The 236-nt window shown below is 41.5% G+C and carries 1 protein-coding gene; it reads right to left on the reverse strand.

Going from position 1 to position 236, the window contains the following annotated elements:
• Nucleotides 1–236, reverse strand: a 236-nt coding sequence (locus AAEY83_RS18505; protein WP_502945226.1) for a hypothetical protein, incomplete at both ends; no start/stop codon positions are given.

Here is a 236-nt window from a genome sequence, read left to right on the forward strand (position 1 = left end):
GTACACGGGCACGTAACATAAAGCTATGCAATGGCTCTAACTTTTGCTCTTTACGCTCGTTACGTAAATCGCGATCGTCTTGCTGATAAAAACCGTGGAATTTGATCAACTGTTGATCGCCATCACTAAACGATCCAGTCACTTGAGTATCTAAACCCTCTTTGATATCGCCGCGTAAATAATCACTGTCGATTTTTAAGTATTCGTTTAACGCTAACTTTTGCTCACTCATGGCC

This window comes from Psychrobacter sp. TB20-MNA-CIBAN-0197 (assembly GCF_040309765.1).
In the GTDB taxonomy this organism is placed as follows: Bacteria; Pseudomonadota; Gammaproteobacteria; order Pseudomonadales; family Moraxellaceae; genus Psychrobacter; species Psychrobacter submarinus.